1 protein-coding gene is annotated in these 526 nt (G+C 57.2%); it reads right to left on the bottom strand.

Annotation, left to right across the window (positions count from 1 at the left end):
- A partial coding sequence (locus D7Y13_RS50030) for a family 43 glycosylhydrolase (protein ID WP_147452676.1) occupies positions 1–526 on the bottom strand: 526 nt, incomplete at both ends.

The following is a 526-nucleotide window of genomic DNA, read 5'->3' as shown; positions in this document are numbered from 1 at the left end:
ACCATCGGCATTCCACGTAAACGGCTGAATGTGTGGAGCGCGTTTGTTACCGCATCCGTCCGTAGCCGAAGGATTAGCGTGGTAGATCATCCAGTCCTGATTAGCCGAGCGGAAAAACCCACCGTGGCCGGGTGCCCACACGCCATTTTCGGGAGCCTGCGTAAAGACGGGCTGCTGGCTTTTTGTCCAGCTTTTAGGGTCTGTCAGATCGCCGGTGCCAGTGTAGGTCAGCAGACCCATGCAGTAGTCGAGCCAGCAGGCGTTGGCCGAATAGACGATGAACAGTTTGTTGTCGTGGCGCAGGAACTCCGGCCCCTCGTTGACTAAGATTACGGGCGGCTCACCATTTTTCTGCCACTCAACGGGCGTTGCACCGTGCTGTTCCCACGGCAGATCAGGTTGCGAAATCTTGACCCGGTCGCCGTCGAGCGTCCACGGATTTTTGAGTTTGGCAATGTAAATATCCTGCCGCCCATTAGTAGGTCCCTCCCACCCCGACCAGGCCGCGTAGAGCTGACCGTTATAC

The sequence above is a fragment of the Corallococcus praedator genome (assembly GCF_003612125.1).
In the GTDB taxonomy this organism is placed as follows: domain Bacteria; phylum Myxococcota; class Myxococcia; order Myxococcales; family Myxococcaceae; genus Corallococcus; species Corallococcus praedator.
This window is presented reverse-complemented; position numbering and strand designations above follow the sequence as displayed.